Origin of the sequence: Pseudonocardia hierapolitana, from assembly GCF_007994075.1 — a bacterium.
GTDB classification, from domain to species: Bacteria; Actinomycetota; Actinomycetes; order Mycobacteriales; family Pseudonocardiaceae; genus Pseudonocardia; species Pseudonocardia hierapolitana.
The window spans coordinates 6,111,529-6,126,844 of record NZ_VIWU01000001.1 but is presented as its reverse complement, the minus strand read 5'-3'; the positions used below and the strand labels follow the sequence as shown (position 1 = coordinate 6,126,844).

At 74.2% G+C, this 15,316-nt stretch carries 19 protein-coding genes; 8 read left to right on the top strand and 11 right to left on the bottom strand.

Annotated features, from left to right (window positions below; translation table 11 throughout):
- Positions 1-58: 58 nt before the first annotated feature.
- Positions 59-838, top strand: a complete 780-nt coding sequence (locus FHX44_RS29235; protein WP_147258728.1) for an HpcH/HpaI aldolase family protein — start codon at positions 59-61, stop codon at positions 836-838.
- Positions 839-889: 51 nt separating this feature from the next.
- On the top strand, positions 890-1,564 hold the full coding sequence (locus FHX44_RS29230) for a FadR/GntR family transcriptional regulator (protein WP_246170654.1): 675 nt from the start codon (positions 890-892) through the stop codon (positions 1,562-1,564).
- An 18-nt stretch (positions 1,565-1,582) separates the two neighbouring features.
- On the opposite strand, the gene FHX44_RS29225 is transcribed toward FHX44_RS29230, so the two are convergent.
- Entirely contained in the window at positions 1,583-1,783 is a 201-nt protein-coding gene (locus tag FHX44_RS29225) for a hypothetical protein (RefSeq protein WP_147258726.1), read from the bottom strand.
- Between the two features lie 208 nt (positions 1,784-1,991).
- Here FHX44_RS29225 and FHX44_RS29220 point away from each other — a divergent pair, with 208 nt between their 5' ends.
- Positions 1,992-2,435, top strand: coding sequence for a MarR family winged helix-turn-helix transcriptional regulator (locus FHX44_RS29220; RefSeq protein ID WP_147258725.1), 444 nt, complete (start codon positions 1,992-1,994; stop codon positions 2,433-2,435).
- Between the two features lie 87 nt (positions 2,436-2,522).
- Here the strand turns inward: FHX44_RS29220 and FHX44_RS29215 are convergent, their stop codons facing one another.
- Positions 2,523-3,347 (bottom strand): PaaX family transcriptional regulator, encoded by an 825-nt coding sequence (locus FHX44_RS29215; RefSeq protein ID WP_147258724.1) that lies wholly within the window; start codon positions 3,345-3,347, stop codon positions 2,523-2,525.
- A 97-nt stretch (positions 3,348-3,444) separates the two neighbouring features.
- Between FHX44_RS29215 and FHX44_RS29210 the strand changes: the two genes are divergently transcribed.
- Positions 3,445-4,746: an MFS transporter gene (locus FHX44_RS29210; protein WP_147258723.1), complete on the top strand. Its 1,302-nt coding sequence runs from the start codon at positions 3,445-3,447 to the stop codon at positions 4,744-4,746.
- On the opposite strand, the gene FHX44_RS29205 is transcribed toward FHX44_RS29210, so the two are convergent.
- The 3 genes from FHX44_RS29205 to FHX44_RS29195 are packed head-to-tail and all read right to left on the bottom strand — an operon-like array spanning position 4,712 to position 7,303.
- Complete coding sequence (locus FHX44_RS29205) at positions 4,712-5,755, bottom strand: ABC transporter ATP-binding protein (RefSeq protein WP_147258722.1); 1,044 nt, start codon at positions 5,753-5,755, stop codon at positions 4,712-4,714. The two genes, FHX44_RS29210 and FHX44_RS29205, sit on opposite strands and share 35 nt — an antisense overlap.
- Complete coding sequence (locus FHX44_RS29200) at positions 5,752-6,444, bottom strand: ABC transporter permease (RefSeq protein WP_147258721.1); 693 nt, start codon at positions 6,442-6,444, stop codon at positions 5,752-5,754. Before FHX44_RS29200 ends, FHX44_RS29205 begins: the two co-directional genes overlap by 4 nt.
- Positions 6,445-6,460: 16 nt before the next feature.
- Complete coding sequence (locus FHX44_RS29195; RefSeq protein WP_212612696.1) at positions 6,461-7,303, bottom strand: ABC transporter substrate-binding protein; 843 nt, start codon at positions 7,301-7,303, stop codon at positions 6,461-6,463.
- 26 nt (positions 7,304-7,329) lie between these two features.
- Between FHX44_RS29195 and FHX44_RS29190 the strand changes: the two genes are divergently transcribed.
- Positions 7,330-8,247: a substrate-binding domain-containing protein gene (locus tag FHX44_RS29190; protein ID WP_147258720.1), complete on the top strand. Its 918-nt coding sequence runs from the start codon at positions 7,330-7,332 to the stop codon at positions 8,245-8,247.
- Between the two features lie 416 nt (positions 8,248-8,663).
- Here the strand turns inward: FHX44_RS29190 and FHX44_RS29185 are convergent, their stop codons facing one another.
- From FHX44_RS29185 to FHX44_RS29170, 4 genes are read right to left on the bottom strand one after another with little or no spacing between them, the layout of a single operon-like run.
- The gene (locus tag FHX44_RS29185) at positions 8,664-9,440 is read right to left on the bottom strand and encodes an alpha/beta hydrolase (protein WP_246170653.1); all 777 of its coding nucleotides are present in this window, start codon (positions 9,438-9,440) and stop codon (positions 8,664-8,666) included.
- Positions 9,441-9,444: 4 nt separating this feature from the next.
- The gene (locus FHX44_RS29180) at positions 9,445-10,902 is read right to left on the bottom strand and encodes a DUF2252 domain-containing protein (protein ID WP_246170652.1); all 1,458 of its coding nucleotides are present in this window, start codon (positions 10,900-10,902) and stop codon (positions 9,445-9,447) included.
- A gap of 29 nt (positions 10,903-10,931) precedes the next feature.
- The gene (locus FHX44_RS29175) at positions 10,932-11,543 is read right to left on the bottom strand and encodes a LysE family translocator (protein WP_147258719.1); all 612 of its coding nucleotides are present in this window, start codon (positions 11,541-11,543) and stop codon (positions 10,932-10,934) included.
- Entirely contained in the window at positions 11,540-11,974 is a 435-nt protein-coding gene (locus FHX44_RS29170; RefSeq protein WP_170309083.1) for a DUF2000 family protein, read from the bottom strand. Before FHX44_RS29170 ends, FHX44_RS29175 begins: the two co-directional genes overlap by 4 nt.
- 59 nt (positions 11,975-12,033) lie before the next feature.
- On the opposite strand from FHX44_RS29170, the gene FHX44_RS29165 reads away from it, so the two are divergent.
- The 3 genes from FHX44_RS29165 to FHX44_RS29155 are packed head-to-tail and all read left to right on the top strand — an operon-like array spanning position 12,034 to position 13,552.
- Positions 12,034-12,507 (top strand): Lrp/AsnC family transcriptional regulator, encoded by a 474-nt coding sequence (locus tag FHX44_RS29165; RefSeq protein ID WP_147258717.1) that lies wholly within the window; start codon positions 12,034-12,036, stop codon positions 12,505-12,507.
- Between the two features lie 33 nt (positions 12,508-12,540).
- Positions 12,541-13,128: a TetR/AcrR family transcriptional regulator gene (locus tag FHX44_RS29160; protein ID WP_246170651.1), complete on the top strand. Its 588-nt coding sequence runs from the start codon at positions 12,541-12,543 to the stop codon at positions 13,126-13,128.
- The gene (locus FHX44_RS29155; protein WP_147258715.1) at positions 13,118-13,552 is read left to right on the top strand and encodes a hypothetical protein; all 435 of its coding nucleotides are present in this window, start codon (positions 13,118-13,120) and stop codon (positions 13,550-13,552) included. The genes FHX44_RS29160 and FHX44_RS29155 overlap by 11 nt, the downstream gene beginning before the upstream one ends.
- On the opposite strand, the gene FHX44_RS29150 is transcribed toward FHX44_RS29155, so the two are convergent.
- Both FHX44_RS29150 and FHX44_RS29145 read right to left on the bottom strand, forming a co-directional pair.
- Positions 13,527-14,405, bottom strand: coding sequence for a TroA family protein (locus FHX44_RS29150; protein WP_147258714.1), 879 nt, complete (start codon positions 14,403-14,405; stop codon positions 13,527-13,529). The genes FHX44_RS29155 and FHX44_RS29150 overlap by 26 nt on opposite strands.
- A 30-nt stretch (positions 14,406-14,435) precedes the next feature.
- The gene (locus tag FHX44_RS29145; protein WP_147258713.1) at positions 14,436-15,293 is read right to left on the bottom strand and encodes a helix-turn-helix transcriptional regulator; all 858 of its coding nucleotides are present in this window, start codon (positions 15,291-15,293) and stop codon (positions 14,436-14,438) included.
- Between the last annotated feature and the right edge of the window lie 23 nt (positions 15,294-15,316).

Sequence of the window (15,316 nt, the reverse complement as noted above, 5' to 3'; positions counted from 1 at the left end):
TGGTCAACCGGTTGCTACGTTGGCCGAGGACTCATCGACGAGAGGAAGGCGGACCACCGTGACCCTGCCCGTGATCGAGAAGGCCAGGTCGGGCGAGCTCGCGCTCGGCACGTTCGTGTTCGAGTTCGCCACGAACGGCATCGGCCGGCTCGCCGCGCACGCGGGCGCGGAGTTCGTGCTCTACGACGCCGAGCACACCGGCTGGGGCTGGGAGACGCTCGGCGGGCTCGTCTCCACCACGCGGCCCACGGGCGTGCCGGCCTGGATCCGGATCCCGTCGGCGTTCGACCGCACCTTCGTGAGCCGCGCCCTCGACGTCGGGGCGAGCGGGATCATGGCTCCGATGGTCGGCTCGGCCGAGGTGGCCGCACAGCTCGTCGACTGGGCGAAGTACCCGCCGGACGGCAGCCGCGGCGCGGCCTTCGGCGTGGCGCACGACGACTACCGCAGCGGCGACAACGTGGCCACGATGCGCAAGGCCAACAGCGACAACGTGGTGATCTGCCAGATCGAGACGGTCGCGGGGCTGGAGGCCGTCGAGGAGATCGCGGCCGTGCCCGGCGTCGACGTCGTGTGGGTCGGGCACTTCGACCTGACCAACTCCATGGGCATCCCGGGCCGGTTCGACCACCCCGACTACCTCGCCGCGCTCGACCGCGTGGCCAAGGCCGCCGCCGACACGGGCACGATCGCCGGGTTCATGCCGACGTCGGTCGAGCAGGCCACCGACCTGATCGGCCGGGGCTTCTCGCTGCTCGCCTACAACGGCGACCTGTGGCTCTACCAGCAGGCGCTCGCGGCCGGGCTGACGGCGATCCGGTCGGCGGCGAAGGCCTGAGACGTGCTCGCCGACGCCGGCGGGCCGGCGCCGATCCGGCAGGACAGCCCGGTGAGTCAGGTCGCCCGCCGCCTCCTGGACGAGGTGACGGCGGGCGGCCACCGCCCGGGATCACGCCTCCCGTCCGAGCGACGGCTCGCCGAGTCGCTCGGGGTGGGGCGATCCGCCATCCGGGAGGCGATCGCCGTGCTCGAGGTGCTCGGGATCGTCGAGGTGCGCGTCGGGTCGGGCACCTACGTGCGCGGGACGGTCTCCGACCTGCTCCCCCAGGCGATCCACTGGGGCCTCATGCTGGGCGAGCGGCACACGCGTGATCTCGTCGAGACCCGCAGGCACCTGGAGGCGGTCACCGCCCGGCTGGCGGCGGAGCGCGCCACGGACGACGACGTGGCGCGGCTGCGCGCCCGCCTGGACCGGATGCGGGAGACCGCGGACTCCGTGGCCGCGTTCACCGAGGCGGACGTCGAGTTCCACCTGGAGGTCGCCCGGATCGCCGGCAACACCGTGCTCCGCGACATCCTGCACAGCGTGCGCGCGCTGCTGCGGGTGTGGATCCTGCGCGCCGTCGGCGCCGACGGCGACACGGCGGCCACCCTGGCCGAGCACGTGGGGGTGTTCGAGGCGATCGAGCGGCGGGACCCCGATGCGGCGGCGACCGCGATGGGCACGCACATGGCGTCGGCGAGCGCGCGGCTGGAACGCTCGCTGTCGGAGGCCCGCCCCTGAACCAGGACTCGGACGACCTCAGTGCTGATCCGGCTCCTGACGACCGTCCAGGCCGAGCATCGCCAGCATCTCGGCGCAGTCGGCGGCGTCGAAGGCGCGGCCTGCGACGACGCGGGCCGCCCGGTGGTGCTGCACGACGGTCTCCGCGGCCGCCGCGGCCTGCGCGGCTGCGTAGCGGCCGGTCTCGTCACCGCGGGAAGGGTCTCCGGTCCATCTCATCGTCCGTACTCCCTCGATCGTCCCGCCGGCCCCGCCCCCAGGGAACGGGGCGTCTCGACGCGACCACACGTCAGGCGGCGATCTGCACGAGGCGCACACGGAGTGCCCGCCCGTCCTGACCCACCGACCCTACGCGAGTCGGGGCACATCAGCTGATCATGCGGGCCGTACCCTGGTCGCGCCGGCACGAGGCGACGGAGGGACTTTGATGACGGCGGATCCCGCGGGCCCGTCGCTGCTCTACGCCGTCAAGCAGGTCGAGCTCGCCGTGCGTGCCCACCTCGACGAGCTTCTGCGTCCGTCCGGCACCACGGTGCTGCAGTACACCGCGCTCACGGTCCTCGCCCGCCGCGACGGCCTGACCAGCGCCGAGCTCGCGCGCAACGCGTTCGTCACCCCGCAGTCGATGGGCGACCTCGTCACCGCACTGGAACGCCGCGACCTCGTGACCCGCCACCGCGACCCCCGCCACGCCCGCCGCCTGCTGATCAGCCTCACGCCGGCGGGGCACGAGCTGCTCGCGCGCATGGAGTCGCGGGTGCGGGCGCTGGAGGAGCGGATGCTGGGCGGCCTGACGGCGGGCGAGCGGGCGGAGCTGCGCGACTACCTCAACCGCTGCCGCAGCGCCCTGTCCGACGGCCCGGCCCGCTAGCGATCTCCGCAGAGGCGGCCACCGGGTAGGACGTCCGTGGGAACGCCCTCGTCCTCGCAGGGACGCACCGGCGCTGCGGCGCCCGGGTCAGCCCCGCCCGGCCTCCTCGTCGGGGATGACGTCGAGCGTGGCAGCGGCGGCCCGGGCCTGCGGGTCCAGCTCGGCGTACAGCGCGCGGAACAGCCGCCACGCCGGTTCCGCGGGCCAGCCGGCCGGGAGGTGCTGGGCGGGCAGCCGGGGGTCGCGGCGGATCACCTGCAGCCACTCGGTCTGCAGGACGAGCTGGGTGGCCAGCGCGTCGGGGAATTCCGGACGCCGCCGCGGATCGGACCAGCGGTGCAGGAAGCCGCGGTAGCGGACGGCGATCGCGTCGAGGTCCCACGCGTCCCGCACGAGGGCGTCGACGTCGGTGGGCGGCAGCGCCCTGGCGGCGAACACCTTGACGTGCGCCGCCGCTTCGAGGTCCGCGCCGATCACGGCGAAGTCGACCGGTGACGGGGCGATCCACAGTCCTCCCTGCAGCGGGCCGAACCCGGCCCACAGCAGCCGGGAGCGCAGCTCGTGCCGCTGCCGCTGCCATGAGTCGGGCAGGCTGAACGAGAGCAGCGTCCAGGTGCCGTCCCACCCGTCGTGCACCGCCGCGGTGCGCCACACGCGCACGTCGCCGTCGTGGAGCACCTCCCGGGAGCGCGGGGTGAGTCCGAGGTAGACCTTCCGCCCGCGGCGCACGCGGCGCAGCAGGTCGCGGCGGGCCATGCGGGAGAGCGTGGAGCGGGTGGCGTGCTCCGAGACGCCCACCCGGTCGAGCACGTCGATCACCGCGCTCGTCGCCACGTGGACACCGCGGCCGAGCAGGTAGCCGCCGAAGAACGCGAGCAGCAGCGGCTGCGGCCGCTCTCCCTGCGTGGACATGCTGAAAGCCTAGATCTCGATATTGGGCAAAACGTTGACGGCCGTGACGTGTCTGCCTACATTCGCCGCAGCGGACCCCGGCAAGGAGGCCACCCGCATGACCGGACCACGCTCCCGCACCCAGCTTCGCCGCGCCGTGGTGTCGAGCTACCTCGGCAGCGTCATCGAGTACTACGACTTCCTGCTCTACGCCACGGCCTCGGCCGTGGTGTTCAACCAGGTCTTCTTCTCCTCGCTCGACCCGGTGGTCGGCACGGTCGCGAGCTTCGGCACGCTCGCCACCGGCTACCTCGCCCGGCCGCTCGGCGGCGCCCTCTTCGGTCACTACGGCGACCGGATCGGCCGCAAGCGGATGCTCATCCTCACGATGGGCCTGATGGGCGTGGCGAGCGTGCTCATCGGCCTGCTGCCGACGTACGCGCAGATCGGGGCGCTCGCCCCGGTGCTGCTCGTCGTGCTGCGCATCGCGCAGGGCGTCGCGGTCGGTGGTGAGTGGGGCGGTGCCGTGCTGATGTCGGCCGAGCACGCCACCAGCCGCCGCGGGCTGTGGGCGAGCTTCACCAACGCGGGCGCCCCGAGCGGGATGGTGCTCTCCACGCTGGTGTTGGCGCTCGCCGCGGGGATCAGCGGCGAGGAGGGGTTCCTGACCTGGGGCTGGCGGATCCCGTTCCTGCTCAGCGCGGTACTGCTGGCGATCGGGCTGTTCGTGCGCGCGCGGGTGGACGAGACGCCGGTCTTCACCGCCGCCGCCTCGTCCGTGCCGGACCGCCCCCCGTTGATGGAGGTGCTCACCCGGCACCCGCGCGCCCTGCTGCTGTCGGTGGGCGTCGGGTTCGGGGCGTTCGTCGCGCAGGGAACGCTCACGGTGTTCGTGATCTCCTACGCCGTGCAGGCCGGCTTCCCTCGCCCCACCGTGCTCAACGCGCTGACGATCTCCTCGGTGGTCGCGGTCGTCGGGATCATCGGGTTCTCCGCGTTGTCGGACCGGCTGGGCAGGCGCCCGGTCGTGCTCGCGGGCGCGATCGCCATGGCCGTCTGGGCGTTCCTGATCTTCCCGCTGATCGGCAGCGGCTCCACCGCGCTGCTCGTGCTCGCGGTCGTGGTCGGGCAGGGCGTGGTGCACGCGTCGATGTACGGGCCGCTCGCCGCGCTCTACAGCGAGCTCTTCCCCACCCGGTCGCGCTACACGGGCGCGTCGCTGGGGTACCAGATCGCCGGCATCGGCGCCGGGCTCGCGCCCGTGGTGTTCGCCGGCGTGATGGCCGGATCGGGGAGCTCGACCGCGGTCTCGGCGATCATCGCGGTCTGCTGCCTGGTGAGCGTCGGCTGCATCCTGGCCCTGGGAGAGACCTCTCGCCTGGACCTCACGAGCGAGTCCGAGGCGCGCGCACTCCCCTGACCCTTCCGACGAACGCGCCGTCATTCCACTGACGTCGCGTCGGAATCGTGCGCAGGTCGGACTCCGCGACCGCGACCGTGACGGCGCGGCCGGGCTCCAGGCCGTCGGCGTCAGGTGCCCGGCAGGCGAGGGTGCCTGCCGCGGTGTCCACGTCCACCCGGGTGGCCCCGCCGAGCGGGACGACCCGGCGCACGGTGCCGGGGATCCGCAGGCCGGCGGAGTCGCCGAGCGAGCAGTGTTCCGGGCGCGCGACGGAGACCTCCGGGCGGCCCGTGACGGCGGGCGGCAGCACGTTGGTGAACCCGACGAGCCGGGCGCAGTCGACGTCGACCGGCCGGTCGAGCACCCGCTCGGTCGGTCCGAGCTGCCGGATCCGCCCCCCGACGAGCAACGCTGTGCTTCCGGCCAGCGCCATGGCCTCGTGCCGGTCGTGCGTGACGAGCACGGCGGCGGTGTCCAGCCCGTCCAGCACGGTGCGCAGGTCGGCCAGCAGGTCGGCGCGGGTGGTGGCGTCGAGGCCGGCGAACGGTTCGTCGAGCAGCAGCACCCGTGGCCCCACGGCCAGTGCGCGGGCGATGGCCACTCGCTGCGCCTCGCCGCCGGACAGAGTGCGCGCCGAGCGCGACGCGAGGTGCCCGACGCCCAGTGCGTCCAGCCACGGACCGGACCTGCGGCGCGCCTCCGCCCTCCCGACGCCACGCAGCCGCAGGCCGGCCGCCGCGTTCGCCGCCACCGTCCCGTGCCGCAGGATCGGTCGCTGCAGCACGGCCGCCACCGCACTCCGCAGCTCCCGTGGCCCGGCCGGCCGGCCGTCGAGCAGCACATCGCCGCTGCGGTGGAGGCGCCCGAGACGGCCGAGCGCACGCAGCAACGTCGACTTCCCCGCCCCGTTCGGTCCCAGCACGGCGAGCACCTCACCCGCGGCGACGTCGAGGGCCGGGACGTGCAGCAGCAGATCCCGGCCGCGTGCGCTCACCCGCAGCTCCCGGCACCCGATGCGGCTGCTCACCGCACGGCCTGCCCCGCCAGCGTCACGACCAGGTTCACCGCGAACGCGAGCAACAGCAGGACCAGCCCGAACGCGATGGCGAGCCCGAACTCGCCGCGACTCGTCGCGAGCACGGCCGCGGTGGTGAGCACCCGGGTCTGCCCGGCGATGTTGCCGCCCACCATCTGCGCCGCGCCGACCTCGCTGACCACGGCCCCGAACGCCGCCATCGCCGCGGCCAGCAACGGCAGCCGCGCCTCGGCGGCGAGCGCGAGCAGGGCGCGCGCCCGGGTGGCGCCGAGCCCCTGCATCTGCACCAGGAAATCGGGGTCCACCTGCTGCAACGCGGCCGCCACCAGCGCGACGACCACCGGCGTCGCGATCACCGCCTGGGCCACCACCATCGCCGTGGGGGTGTAGAGCAGGCCGAGCCCGCCGAGCGGCCCGCTGCGCCACAGCACGACGGTGACGACGAGCCCCACGACCACCGGGGGAAGTCCCATCCCGGTGTTCGCCCCGGCGAGCAGCAGCCTCCGCCCGGGGAACGAGCAGAGCGCGATCGCCGCGCCGAGCGGCACCCCGAGGAGCGCCGCGATCAGCGTGGCGCCGAGCGAGACGCGCAGCGTGAGCAGGGTGATCGCCCAGGTCTCCGCGTCGCCGGAGAACAGCAGCGACAGAGCCTGCGCCAGGCCGTCGAGCAGGACGTCCATATCGATGCTCGCTCGGTCAGTCGCCCGTGGGCTCCGGCTTGCCCGCGTCCGGCACGAATAGGGGCTGCCCGTACTCCTCCCGGCCGAACTCCCCGATCCGTCGCTGCGCGTCCGGGCCCGTGATCCAGTCGGCGAACGCCGCGGCCGCCTCCGGCTGCACCCGCTCGCCTGCCCGCTTCGTCACCTCGATGACGTGGTAGACGTTGAGCAGCCCCGGGTCGCCCTCCACGAGCAGCGCGAGCCCGTCGGGCTGGGAGAGGTACGTCGCGCGGTCCGACAGCGTGTAGCCGGCCTTCTCCGCGGCGACCCGCAGCGTCGCCCCCATGCCCTGCCCGGTCTCCTGGTACCAGGGCGCACCCGGCGTCACGCCCGCCTTCTCCCACAGCGACTTCTCGCGGGCGTGCGTGCCGGAGTCGTCGCCGCGGGAGACGAACACCGTCCCCGCGGCGGCGATCCGGCGCATCGCCTCGTCGACGGGCACCCCTCGTAGGCCCGCCGGGTCGGCGTCCGGCCCGAGCAGCACGAAGTCGTTGTGCATGACGAGCAGCCGTCGCCCCGCCGTGCCCTCCGCGACGTACTCCTCCTCGGCGGCGGGCGAGTGCACGAGCAGGACGTCGGCCTCGCCGCGGCGCCCCATCTCGATCGCCTGCCCGCTGCCCACGGCCACCGGCTTCACCGCCCATCCGGTCTCGGCGGTGAACGCCGGGAGCAGGTCGTCGAGCAGGCCGGAGTCCTGGGTGCTCGTCGTCGTGGCGAGGATCAGCGACCGCTCGGCCGAAGGCCCCGCCGCGGGCGATCCGCAGGCGGCGAGCGCCAGCAGGACCACCGCCGCCACTCCTGCACGCAACTGTGCTCGCACAGACCGGGACTATAGGGTCCCCTGCCGTGACCCGGTACCGGGAGATCTCCGCCGACTTGGCCGGGCGGATCGGCGCGTGCGAGCTCGCCGAGGGGTCAGAGCTGCCCGGCGTGCGCGAACTGGCCCACCGGTTCGGCACAACCCCCTCGACGATCGGGCGGGCCGTCCGCGCCCTCGCCGACGCCGGCGTGATCGTCACCGCCGACCGGCGCCGCACACGCGTCGCCGAGGGCGGGGCCGTGGCCGCCCGCCGCTTCCTGCACGGCGAGCGCGTGTTCCGGCTGGCCGGCAGCGACGATCCGGCCCTCGACGTGGTGCTCCGGGGGCTGGGGCGCGCGGTCCGACCGATCGGCACGGAGGGGAGCTTCGGCGGGCTGCGGGCGGTGCGGCAGGGCCGGGCCGACGGGGCCGCCGTGCACCTGCAGCACCACAGCGGCCGCTACAACGCTCCGTTCGCCCGCGGGCTGCTGCGCGGGCTGCGGCCCCACCTCATCCACCTGTGGCGCCGCGAGCAGGGCCTGCTCGTGCCGCCGGACAACCCGCGCGGCCTCGCCTCCGCCGCCGACCTGGCCGGGCTCCGCGTCGCCAAGCGCCGCTTCGGCACAGGCACCCGCGTGCTGCTCGACCGGCTGCTGCGCGAGGCCGGCCTCGACCCCGACGCGGTGGCCGGCCCGGAGGCCGGCTCACACCTGGAGACCGCCCTGTCCGTGGCATCCGGCGTGGTCGACGCAGGGCTGGGCGTCCGTTCGGCGGCCCGCGACCTCGACCTCGGCTTCGTGCCCCTGGTGTCCGAGGAGTACGACGTGGTGCTCCCCGGCGCCGCCCTCGACGCGGCGGCCCCGCTCGTGGCCGCCCTGCAGGACCCGGCCACCCGCTCCGCCGTCACCGCCCTCGGCGGCTACGACGCCTCGGAGGCCGGGAAGGTGGAGGACCTGGACGCCTGACCCGGCGGCGACCGGAACGCCCACACCACACTCCGAACGTCGGACTCGCGGTGCGAGATCGCGAGACTCGCCGCGCGCGAACGCAAGACTCACCGTGCCCGACCGCAAGACTCACCGTGCCCGACCGCAAGACTCACCGTGCCTGAACGCAAGACTCGCCGTGCCCGAACGCAAGACTCGCGCATCCAGAGCCCCGAACCTCACGCGCGAGTCCGACATCCCAGCACGGCGAGTCCGACACCCCAGCACGGCGAGTCCGACACCCCAGCACGGCGAGAGCGACATCCCGGCACCAGACCGCGACGCGCGCGCAGCCAGACCGCGACTCGCGTACCCGGAGAGCGCGACTCGCGGGCAGGGGCGGAGATCCCGGTCCCGCGAGTCGCTGTGTGGGTGCGCGCGAGTCGGGGTTCCGGTCAGGTCCGGGGTGTGCGGGACACCCAGGCCGCGAGGCGTGGGGCGAGGGCGGTGTAGACCGCGGGATCGGTGCCCATGCCGGTGTGGCTGCTCCCGACCTCCACCCACTCGGCATCCGGGTCCTGGCAGGACCGCCAGCCGACGACGCCGTCCTCGCGGGAGTAGATCGAGACGGCCGGCACGGGAAGCGGCGCCGCCAGCCCGACCGCGGCGGTCGCGCTGCACGGCCCGGTGAGGCAGTCGCCGTCGACCAGGCCGCGCACGCCGAGCTCGGACAGGCGCAACACGGCCGGCAGCACCATGGTGGCGAGCCCCCCGGCGTCGAGCGGGTCGAGCACGGGGCTGCCCAGCATCGCGAGCCCGCGCACCAGGTCGGGCCTGCGCACGGCGACGATCCGCGCGAGCATCCCGCCCCGGCTGTGCCCGACGAGCACGACCGGCCCCTCGGTGCGCTCGGCGTGCTCCGCGACGCGCCGTTCGAGCCGGTCGACCAGCTCCTCGGTGCAGCCGACGTTGATCCCGAGGCCGGCGCCGGCGGGGGCGTAGCCGCGGCGGGCGAGCCACCACCGCAGCATCCCCATGGACGCGTCGGCGCCTGCGAACCCGGGCGCCACCACCACGCCGGTGCCGCCGCCGTCGACCGTGGCCGCCTGCCAGACGGGGTGGCGCACCAGTGCGGGGGCCGTCAGGCCCAGCGCGGGCGGAAGCGTTCGCCCGACATGGCGGACGACCCGGCGCATCCGGTGCCACGGGGCCATCGGCAGGTCCACGGTCACCCGCTCACACCCCCCGCTCGGCGGGCAGCTGCCCGCGTTCGACGGCCTTGATCAGGGCGGCGTGATCGGCCTCGGTCTGATCCGCGTAGGCGCGGGCGAACCGGACCATGGCCCTGTCCAGATTGTCGGAGCCACCGACGTACCCGGCGATCATCGACGCACCGCTGGTGCGCGCGTGGCCCTTTGCGAGCAGGTGTCCGAGCACACCTGCATAGTCGGCGAGCGCCGCCGCATCGATAGCGTCGAGCGGCACGGTGCCCTTCATGTCCCGGAACTGCCGCACGTAGTACTGGCGCTCCCCCACGGTGGCCCAGCCCAGCAGCGGGTCACTCACGGTCTGGAGCGCCTGCTGGTACTCGACGACGCGTTGCCCCTGGTGGGCGTGCCAGGCCGACTCGCCGTGCACGTGCCGCGCCAGCACCGACCGGCGGGCCTGCTTGAGCTGCAGGAACACCACGTCGTCCGGCGAGGATCCCTCCAGCAGCGCCACGTAGGCGCGCAGCCCGACGCTGCCGACGCCCACCACCTTGTGCGCGATGTCGACGATCGTGTAGCCGCCCAAGGCGCGTCGCCAGTGGGAGGCGAGCGTCAGGAGGTACTGGTCGAGGGCTGCGGCGAGCTCGTCCGCCTCGGCATCCGGGACGCGGGTGATGAGCGGTGGCTCCTCGACGATCCGGCGCCTGCCCTCGATCTCCTTGGTGAACCGCGGCAGGGCGCGGTCGCTGGTGCGGCTGCGCGCCCGCCTGGCTGCACGCTCGACCTCGGCCCGCAGCCGCTTGGGGCTCTCCTGGGCGAGCCGGTCGACGTCGAGGCGCTGGTAGGAGCGCGAGAGCAGCGGCTGGTCGGCGAGGAAGCGCACCTCGTCCCGGTACGCGGCGACGCACGCCGTCACGGCGGTCGCGCAGGCGTCCTCGCTCGCACCGTTCTGCCGTCCGGCCACCCAGATGCTCGCGACCAGCCGGCGCAGGTCCCACTCCCAGCAGCCCGGGTGGGCCTCGTCGAAGTCGTTGAGGTCGATCACCAGGTCGCGCTCCGGCGACGCGTAGAAGCCGAAGTTGCCCAGGTGCGCGTCGCCGCAGACGACCGGCATGATGCCGGTGGCGGGCAGCCGCGCCACGTCCTCGGCCATCACGACCGCGGTGCCGCGCAGGAAGCCGTACGGTGACTCGATCATCCGCCCGACCCGCACCGGCACCAGCCGCTCCACCCGGCCGACGTGGCTCTCCATGATCAGCTGGATCGGGTCGGGACGATCCGCGGACGCTTTCCACTCGCCGAGCGACGAACGCGGCACCCGCTTGCGCAGCGCCCTGCCGAGCGCGTAGCGCTCCGCCCGCTCCACCGGCCGCTGCCGCAGGGATGAGTACGGGGTGCCGTCGGCTTCGGCGAGGACGGTGTGGGCGTGCACGGGACCACGCCCGGGGGCCGGACCGGCGAGCGGGAGCTGAGCGGAGCCGGTCACGCCGTGATGCTACCCGCGGGGCGGTCCGACTACCCGCGTGCGATGCCGACCGCAACGGCGAGCAGCACACCCCCGGTCACCCCGTCGACGGCCCGCCGCACGCGAGCGCGGCCGAGCACGGCCCGGCCCCGGGCAGCGGCAAGGATCACGACCGTCCACCACAGCACCGCCGCCACCACGGTGGTGCCCGCCAGCAGGAGCAGCTGGGCGGTGACCGTGGGCCCGGGCACGACGAACTGCGGGATCAGGCCGAGGAAGAACAGCAGCGCCTTGGGGTTGAGCAGGTTGGTCGCGAGTCCGTCGAGGTACGGATGAGGGCTGCGCGCCCGTTCCGGATGCGCTGCCGCCGGGTCGCGGGCGAACGCGGCCCTGATCGCCTGCACGGCCAGCCACCCGAGGTAGGCGGCGCCCGCGAGGCGGATCGCGGTGAGCACGTCCGGGCGGGCGGCGAGCACGGCGGAGAGCCCGAGGGCGGCGGCCGTGGTGTGACCGGCCAGCCCCGTGACGTTCCCCGCCGCGGCACGCACGCCCCGCGCCGGGCCACCGAGCGAGTGCCGCAACACCACGGCGAAGTCCGGTCCCGGGGTGAACACCACCACCAGCAGGACGCCGACGAACGCCGTCCAGCGCTCGAGGGTCACGGGACCGGCTCCGGCTCCGGGACCGGATCGGTGAGGGCGGGCAGGTGGCGGGTCAGCCGGCGGACGGCGTTGCCGGACCCGAGCAGCGCGATGGCGTGCACGCCGATCTCGGCGGTCGGGGTGGCGGCCACGGCCGCGGTGTAGTCGGCGTAGGTGGGCGAGGCCTGGGCGAGGTCCGGGAAGGCGAGCGCGGTGACGCCTGCCTCCTGTGCCGCCGCGCGGAGGGCGGCGAGCTCAGTGGGTGACGCGGCCAGCACGGGCACGACGATCTCCGCGATGCCGGCCCAGTGGCTACCGGAGGCGTCGGTCAGGTCGGGCCCGAGCGCGGCGGCGCCCGCGGCACCTGCGGACGCACCGAGCACGGCGGCGGCGTTGGCGATCAACCAGCGTGGGGAGGCGGGGTCGAGGACGAGGACACAGCGGGGAGGCACCGCTCCAATCTCGGGCACTGTCCGGGACCTGACAAACAGATCCGGATATCGTCCGGCACATGCCCCTCGACAAGGATCTGGATCCGGTGGACTGGCGAATTCTGCGGCAGCTCCAGGACGACGCGTCGATCACCAACAAGGAGCTGGCCGCCCGGGTCGGCCTGCCCACGTCCTCGTGCCACGAGCGGGTACGCCGGCTGCGGGCGCTCGGCGTGATCACGGCCGTCCGCGCGGTGGTGGACCCGGCCGCCGTCGGACGCGGTCTGCAGGCGTTCATCGCAGTGCAGTTGCGTCCGCACCGCAGGGAGTTCGTCGAGGCGTTCACGGCGGCGGTGCTCGCGCTGCCGGAGACCCTCGCGCTCTACACCGTCTCGGGCCCGGACGACTTCTTCCTCCACGTCGCCGTGGCCGACAGCGCCCACCTGCACCGCCTGATCGTCGACCACCTCACCACCCGCCCCGAGGTCGGCCACGCCCAGACCCACCTGATCTTCGACCGGCCGATGACGGCTCCGGTCCGACCGATCCGTTGATTGAATACAGAGCAGTGTTGTATTCTAATGGTTGTGCCCGGCCGCCCCCGCAACCCCGAGGCAGACGCCGCCATCCTGGCGGCCGCACTCGACCTCCTGCTCGAGCGCGGCATCGAGGCCACCAGCATCGAGCAGGTGGCCCGCCGCGCCGGGGTCACCCGGGCCACCGTCTACCGGCGCTTCCCGGACAAGACCCGGCTGCTCATCGCGGCGATGGAGGCCGCGTACGGCAACCCGCCCGCGTCGCCCGAGATCCGCGACATCGAGCACCTGGTGACCGGCTGGGCGCACGCGCTCGCCGACGCCGGCGGGCGCCGCCTGCTGCGCCGCCTCTACGGCGCCACCGACGACCTCCCCGAACTCGCCGCGGCGTACCGCGCCCGCTTCGGCGAGCACCGCGACGACGCCCGACGGAAGGTGCTGGAGCAGGCCCGCGACCGCGGGCAGCTGCCTGCCGGGACCGATCCGGCCCTCCTGCTGGACCTGCTCACCGGCGCCGTCTGGCAGCACCTGGCCTCCCGGCCGGACACGACCACGCCCGCCGATGCGGAGGCGTACCTGCGCGCCGTGCTGCACCAGGCCGGCTACCGCCCGGAACGAGGAGAAGAAGATGCCACCTGACGTCGAGGCACAGCTGCGCACCCGGGCATTCGCCCGGGTCATCGGGCCCTACGTCGCGACCTTCGGGATCGTCTACGCGATCCGTCTGCCCGAGCTGACCGGCCTGGTCGACGAGTTGTTCGCCCAGCCCTTCCAGATGCTGATGCTCGGCGCACTCATGCTCGCGGCGGGGCTGGTCATCATCGGCATCCACCGCAACTGGCGCGGCCCGCTCGCCGTGACGATCTCGCTCTTCGGCTGGTTCGTGGCGATCCGCGGGTTCCTCCTGATCGCCACCCCGTCGACGATCGAGGCGGGCGCCGCGGCCACGCTGCTCTCCCCCGCCGCCACGACGGTGGCGCGCGTGTTCTTCGCAGCGCTCGGCGCGCTCGGTCTCGTGCTGGCCTACGCGGGCTGGTTCACCGCGCCGAAGCGCACCACCTGATCCGCCCCGGCGGGGGTGGAGGCACGGCGTCCGGGTGCAGCGCCCATGCGATCGCCTCGATCCCGTCGACGAGCCGCGGGCCGGCCCGCACCACGTAGGAGTCGGCGTCGATCGCCACCACCGCCGCGCCCGGCAACCGGTCCTGCACGGTCGCGGACTGCGCAACGGCGGCGTCGAGCCCGTAGCCGCACGGTGCCACGAGCACGACGTCGGCGGACAACGCGGCGACCTCGGGCCAGCCTGCTGCCACGCTGCGGCCCGCGTCCACCCCACCGACGGGCTCCCCGCCGGCGCGGCGCACCAGCTCCGGCACCCAGTGGCCGGCGAGGAACGGCGGGTCGACCCACTCCAGCACCAGCACCCGCGGCCGCGGGCGAGCGCCGACCGCGGCCTCGACGGCCTCGAGCCGGGCCCGCAGCCCGTCGACCAGCTCGCACGAGGCCCCGATGCGCCCGCCGATCGCGGCGATCGCGACGAGCACGTCCTCGACGGTGTGCGAGTCGAGCGACAGCACGTCGGCCCGGCAGCCGATCGCGGCCAGGGCGTCCGTCACGGTGCTCGACGGCAGCGCGCACACCGCGCACAGGTCCTGGGTGAGGATCAGGTCCGGATCCACCGCGGCCAGCGCGGCCCGGTCGAGCTCGTACATCGGCAGGCCGCGGGCCGCCCGGTCGCGGACGACCGCGTCGATCGCGGCGGGTTCCAGACCGGGCGGGAGCACCGTGTCGACGACGACGCTCGCGCGCTCCCGGATCTCCGGATCACACTCGTAGGTGACGGCCACCAGGTCGTCCGCACGGCCGAGAGCGGCGACGATCTCGGTGGCCGCAGGCAACAGGGAGGCGATCCGCACGGGCCCCAGTCTCCCCCGCTGCCGTGCGGGTCAGCGAGGGCTCGGCGCCGTGAAGGCGAACCGGCGCCGGTACTCCGTCGGCGAGAGCCCGTACGTCGCGCGGAACCTCCGGGCGGCGTAGTTCGGGTCGTGCCAGCCGACCGCCCGGCCGATCTCGGCCACGGATCTCCCGCCCGCGGCCAGCTGCACCGCCATCAGCTCGGACCGGTACTGCGTGAGCCAACCCAGCAGGCTGATGCCCATCTGCCCGGCGAACCGGTGCTGCAGGTGGGACGGCGAGATCCGGGCGATCGCGGCCAGCTCGGCGACGCTCCAGGCGCGCGCCGGGTCCTGCGCCATGGCCAGGAGCGCGGCGCTCGTCGCGGGGTCCATCGCACGACCGGCGTGCGACGCGCTCGCGCCCGCGAACTCGGCGAACACGCAGCCGAGCAGGCTGCGCAGCTGCAACGCCTGCTCGACCTCGGGACGATCACGGCAGCCGGCCAGCTGTTCCAGCCACCACCGGGTCCGGTCGGTGGCCGTCGGCGTGAGCCTGAGCCGGACGTCACCGGTGCCGAAGATCAGGTTGGTCAGGCTCGAGTAGCCCAGGATCCAGGCCAGATCACCGGAGAGCAGCTCCGGGCCGAGGTAGACGTTCAGCACGTCGAGATCGACGACCTGGCGGTACTCGTGCCAGCTCCCCGGCCGCACCGCGACCACGTCACCGCCTTCGAGCCGGCGGGTCCCGTGCCGGGTGCGGTACACCGCACGCCCGGAGACGATCACCATCAGCTCGCAGAAGTCGTGCGCGTGGGGCATGACGGGTGCGTCCAGCAGCCGCCGGTCGCTGTGCAGGGGATAGGCGCCGTCGGGAAACACCTCGGTGCGGCGCAGCCGCGGGATCGCCACGACGCCGAAACCTAGACGAGTAA